Source organism: uncultured Microbacterium sp., from assembly GCF_963521695.1.
Taxonomy (GTDB): Bacteria; Actinomycetota; Actinomycetes; order Actinomycetales; family Microbacteriaceae; genus Microbacterium.
Genome location: NZ_CAUQWC010000251.1, coordinates 1 through 4,533 on the forward strand (window position 1 = coordinate 1; position 4,533 = coordinate 4,533).

5 protein-coding genes and 1 pseudogene are annotated in these 4,533 nt (G+C 71.3%); 5 read left to right on the top strand and 1 reads right to left on the bottom strand.

Annotated elements, in window-relative coordinates:
• Window positions 1-219, bottom strand: a pseudogene (locus RWP81_RS14535) (winged helix family transcriptional regulator); the annotation flags it as partial.
• Window positions 220-655: 436 nt separating this feature from the next.
• Between RWP81_RS14535 and RWP81_RS14540 the strand changes: the two are divergent.
• The 5 genes from RWP81_RS14540 to RWP81_RS14560 all read left to right on the top strand — a co-directional run.
• Complete coding sequence (locus tag RWP81_RS14540; RefSeq protein WP_314457271.1) at window positions 656-955, top strand: GNAT family N-acetyltransferase; 300 nt, start codon at window positions 656-658, stop codon at window positions 953-955.
• A gap of 93 nt (window positions 956-1,048) precedes the next feature.
• Window positions 1,049-1,258 carry a hypothetical protein gene (locus tag RWP81_RS14545; RefSeq protein WP_314457274.1) on the top strand — a complete coding sequence of 70 codons (210 nt, stop codon included), beginning with the start codon at window positions 1,049-1,051 and terminating at the stop codon, window positions 1,256-1,258.
• 1 nt (window position 1,259) lies between these two features.
• Complete coding sequence (locus RWP81_RS14550) at window positions 1,260-1,577, top strand: hypothetical protein (RefSeq protein ID WP_314457275.1); 318 nt, start codon at window positions 1,260-1,262, stop codon at window positions 1,575-1,577.
• 104 nt (window positions 1,578-1,681) lie between these two features.
• Window positions 1,682-2,836 carry an exonuclease SbcCD subunit D gene (locus RWP81_RS14555; protein ID WP_314457277.1) on the top strand — a complete coding sequence of 385 codons (1,155 nt, stop codon included), beginning with the start codon at window positions 1,682-1,684 and terminating at the stop codon, window positions 2,834-2,836.
• A partial coding sequence (locus tag RWP81_RS14560; RefSeq protein ID WP_314457279.1) for an SMC family ATPase occupies window positions 2,833-4,533 on the top strand: 1,701 nt, incomplete at its 3' end. The genes RWP81_RS14555 and RWP81_RS14560, both read left to right, overlap by 4 nt.

Consider the following 4,533-nt stretch of genomic DNA (forward strand, 5'->3'; position numbering starts at 1 on the left):
CTCGACGAGCGTTCCCAGGCTCACACCGGCGGCTGCGGCCTTCTCTTCATCGATGCCGACGTACAGCGCGAACCCGCGGGGCGCGGTCGAGGCGGCGGCGCGTGCGGGCGCCGCGGTGGCGGCTTCGGCAGCGGCGGGCTGAGGGGTGGATGCCGTGCCGGCGGTGGCGGGGCGGGTGGAGGCGGTCACGGGACGGTCGAGGACAGCGGAGAGCGACATGAGGAGAAATCCTTGGGTGTGTGAACCCGGGCGTCATCGTGAGCGGGGTTCGACGGGAGGTGAGGGCCGTGAGGCCGGAGCGCGGTTCCGGGGTACGCGTGATCGACGCGGATGCCAGGCGACCGGGGGACGACGTCGGCGTTCAGAAGCACGAGGTCAGGACGTTCGAGGGTCGCGGTCAGCGGCACATTCGACAGCACATGACAGCGCGGCCGGGCATCATCATGCCGGCAGTCCTGTTCGCCTCCCGGGCGGACAGAGGACGCGCGAAGTCAGTCATGGCGGCATTATTACCCACTGCGTCCAACAACGTCAAATCATGATGACGGTCCGGGTCCGGCGCATTCTGCTCGGTCCCTGCCGGTCAACCTGCGGTGCCGCCATGCATTCTGTGTCATCCCGGCGTCGGCGGGGATGACCGGCGTAGCCTCTCCACATGTCCGATCTGCACTTCGCCGACGACAAGACGGCGTCCCGTTTCACCCTTCATCGCGGCGACGACCTCGTCTCCGTCCTCGACTATCGCGACGACGGGCGCACGATCGCCCTCACCCGCGCCTTCACCATTCCCACCTTCCGAGGGCACGGCTACGCCGCCATCGTCACCGAGCGCGCCGTGGACGCGATCGAGGGGGCCGGCGACCGCGAAGTCATCCCGGTGTGCTGGTACGTGGGGGAGTGGTTCGACGCCCACCCCGAGCGCGCCGGCATCCTGCATCGGCGCCCGGCGTCATGACCGTCTGAACGTTTACGCGCGCGTGCGCGCACGTCAACCCCTGCCCGTCGTTCGTCCGACGCGACGAAGCTGAAGACCTCGAAAGGGGAAGTCATGAACGACGACCGCGATCTGCCCGAGGGTGTCATCGACGCCGACCCGCCCGGTGGATGGGAAAGCAGCGCTGTGGCCGACGGTGAAACCGCCGAGCGCAACGATCACGCCAAGGGGTCTGCGCGCCTGAACGACGCCGCACCCTCGGACCCCATCGAAGGCGATGCCGCAAGCCAGGGCATCGACCCCGACCTGAGCACGGAGGACTGACATGTCGGATGCAACCCGGGCCCCCGAGCCCAGCTCCGGTCCCGATGGAGGTGCCGACGCGGCCGACTCGGTCGGCGGCGCCGTCCACCGCGACCGCAAGAACCCCCAACCGGGGGAGCAGTCCGAACCGGCAATGGACATGCACGCCACCGACGACGAGGCGCGCATCCGCGGCGTCATCGTCCAGACGCGGGCCGACGTCGGCGACAAGAGCGAGGAACGCATCGCCGACGTCCTGCGCCAGCGCTTCACCGAGGTCGGTCTCGACCTCGGCGACGACCGCATCCGCGCCCTCGCGGCCGAGGTCGCCGGCGGCTGATCAGCTCGCAGACGCCCCGTGCCGCCGCTGAGGCGGCGCGGGGCGTTCGTGCGTCCGCGCGTTTGCTGCGAGCCGATGTCGGAGGTGCGACGTACCGTGGCTGCATGCGCATCCTGCACACCTCCGACTGGCACATCGGGCGCTCGTTCCACGGGCACTCCACCATCGACGCGCTCACCGGCGTGCTCGACGTGCTGGTGGAGCAGGTGCGCGAGAACGCGGTCGACCTCGTCATCGTGGCGGGCGACGTGTTTGATTCCGCCGCGCCGTCGGCGGCCTGCTATCCCGTGCTTTCGCACACCCTCGCCGCTCTCGCCGACGCCGGTGCCCGGGTGCTGGTCACCAGCGGCAACCACGACTCCGCGGCCCGTCTCGGTTTCCAGTCGGCTCTACTCCGCGACGACATCACGGTCCTGACCGACCCCTCGGCGGTCGGCACTCCGGTGACGTTCGCCGACGAGCACGGTCCCGTGCACGTATACGGCATCCCGTACCTCGAGCCGGCCATCGTGCGGCACCTGTGGGCGGGCGTCGAACTGCGCAGCCAGGCGCAGACGATGGCCCACGCCCTCGATCTCGTGCGCGCCGATGCGGCCGCGCGCGGGGGTCGCTTCGTCGTTGCGGCGCATTGCTTCGCCGCCGGCGTCGAGTCCACGCCCGGCGTCGAGCGCGAGATCCGGCAGGGGGGACTCGACGTCGTTCCCCTGTCGGCGTTCGACGGCCCCGATTACGTCGCCCTCGGGCACATCCATGGCCGTCAACAGCTCTCCGAGCGCGTGAGATACGCGGGGGCGCCGCTGCACTACAGCTTCGGCGAAGCGGGCAAACCCCGCGGGTCGTGGCTCGTCGATCTCGATGCGGCCGGCTTGTCGTCGGTGCGGTGGCTCGACCTTCCCGTGCCGCGTCCCCTCGTCACGCTGCGGGCGCCGCTCGACGACCTGCTCACCGACGAACGCTTCGCCGATCACCGTCAGCAGTGGGTGCGCGCGGAGTACACCGACCCCACCCCCCAGCCCGACCCGATGCGTCGTCTGCAGGCGCGCTTTCCGTGGTGTGCGACCGTCGTCCACCTGCCGGCCGCGTCGTCGGCCGACGACGGCGCCGGCTACGCGCGGCGCGTTCGGGCGGCCCGAGACGACGCCGAGGTGATCGACGCGTTCCTCGCGCACGTGCGCGAGGGCGAGGGCGCGTCGGTGGTCGAACGCGAGCTCATCCGCGACGTGCTGGGCGCCCGCACGATGGCCGAGGCGCGCGCGTGAAACTACACCGACTCGAACTCGAGGGGTTCGGCCCGTTCCTCGACGCGCAAGAGGTCGATTTCGACGCTTTCGCGGACGACGGCATCTTCCTCATCACCGGTCGCACCGGCGCGGGCAAGTCCAGCGTGCTCGACGGTGTCTGCTACGCCCTCTACGGCGGCGTCCCCCGCTACGACGGAGCGGAGCGGCGCCTGCGAAGCGATCACTGCGGCCCCGACGACCCGACGCGCGTCACCCTCGAGTTCAGTGCCGAGGGCGAACGGTGGCGTGTCACGCGATCGCCGGAGTTCGAACGGCCCAAGCGTCGGGGCGGCGGCACGACCAGGGAGCCGCACCGAGCACTGCTCGAGGTGCTCGCACCCGAGGGATGGACGGGGGTTGCCGCACGGCCGGTCGATGTGGCGGCTCGCCTCGACGAGATCCTCGGGCTCACCCAGCAGCAGTTCCTGCAGGTCATCCTGCTGGCGCAGAACCGTTTCGCCCGCTTTCTCCTCGCGAAGAACGACGAGCGGCTGACACTGCTGCGCACCCTGTTCGGCACGCGATCCTTCGAGCAGTACGCCGCCGACCTCGATGAGCGTCGAAAGCGCGCGAGCGAGCGTCTCGCCTCCGAGGGCGTCGAGGTGGCCACGCTTCTCGACGAGGCCGAGCGCTTGGTCGGCGAGCTCGACGGCCGAGAGTACGACCGTCCGATCCCGGGCGACGATGAGGGGGCCGTTCGCGGCGTCTCCGAGCGGCTCGCGCTGGTCGTGCGCGCGGTCGAGCGCGCCGACTACCGTGTCGACACCCTCGCTCGCGAGAACCGCGTCGTCGACGCCCGACTCGACGCCGCCCTGGCCGCTGAGCGCGAGGCCCGTTCGCTGGCCGAGCGGCAGAGCGACCGCGTCGGCGAGCGCGAGAGGCTCACGGCCCTCGAGGCCCAGGCGGAGGCGATCACCGCCATCCGCCGTGAGGCCGAGGCCGCCGCCGGCGCCGAAGAGTTACGCCCGGCGATCGAGACCGCCGAGGCCGCCCGCCGTGCATACGTCCTCGCCGACGAGAGACTCTCCGACGCCGATGCCGGGGTTCGCGCCGTCGACGAGGTGCTCGCTGCCGACGCCGACCTGGGGTCGCGGGACGACGCGCTCACCGCTCTCCTGTCGCGCGGCGAGGCCGCGCTGAAGGTCGAGCGTGAACTCGCCGATCTCGACCGCGACGTGAACCGCCTCCGGGGGCGTGTCGACACCGTCGACGCCGAGCGGCAGAAGCTCGCGGTCGAACGCCTCGAGATCCCCGACATGCTTCGCGTCCTCGACGACCGCATCGCCGAGCTGGCCGGTGCCGACGCACGACGAGACGCCGCTCTCGCGTTTCGCGACGAGACGTCGCGTCGTCTCGACGCCGCTCTCGAGGCGGCCCGCCTGCTCGATCAGCGCGATCAGGCCGACCTCGCCTCGCTGGTGCGGGCAGACGACCTCCAGCGGGCGATCGACGCGTGGACGACGCTCCTGCGTCGCCGACTCTCCGGTGCTGCGGTCGAACTGGCGCACGATCTGGTCGACGGCGAGCCCTGCGCGGTGTGCGGTGCGCGCGAGCACCCGGACCCCGCTCGCGGTTCCGACGCTCCCGTGAGCGACGCCGACCTCTCCGCCGCGGAGGATCGCAAGAACGCCGCCGTCGAGAGCGACCGGCTCGCCTCCGACGCCGCTCGCGTCGCC

Bases quoted from the DNA above. Each gene is read 5' to 3' on its own strand.
- RWP81_RS14540 (WP_314457271.1), top strand. From the start codon at position 656: ATGTCCGATCTGCACTTCGCCGACGACAAGACGGCGTCCCGTTTCACC.
- RWP81_RS14550 (WP_314457275.1), top strand. From the start codon at position 1,260: ATGTCGGATGCAACCCGGGCCCCCGAGCCCAGCTCCGGTCCCGATGGA.
- RWP81_RS14555 (WP_314457277.1), top strand. From the start codon at position 1,682: ATGCGCATCCTGCACACCTCCGACTGGCACATCGGGCGCTCGTTCCAC.
- RWP81_RS14545 (WP_314457274.1), top strand. From the start codon at position 1,049: ATGAACGACGACCGCGATCTGCCCGAGGGTGTCATCGACGCCGACCCG.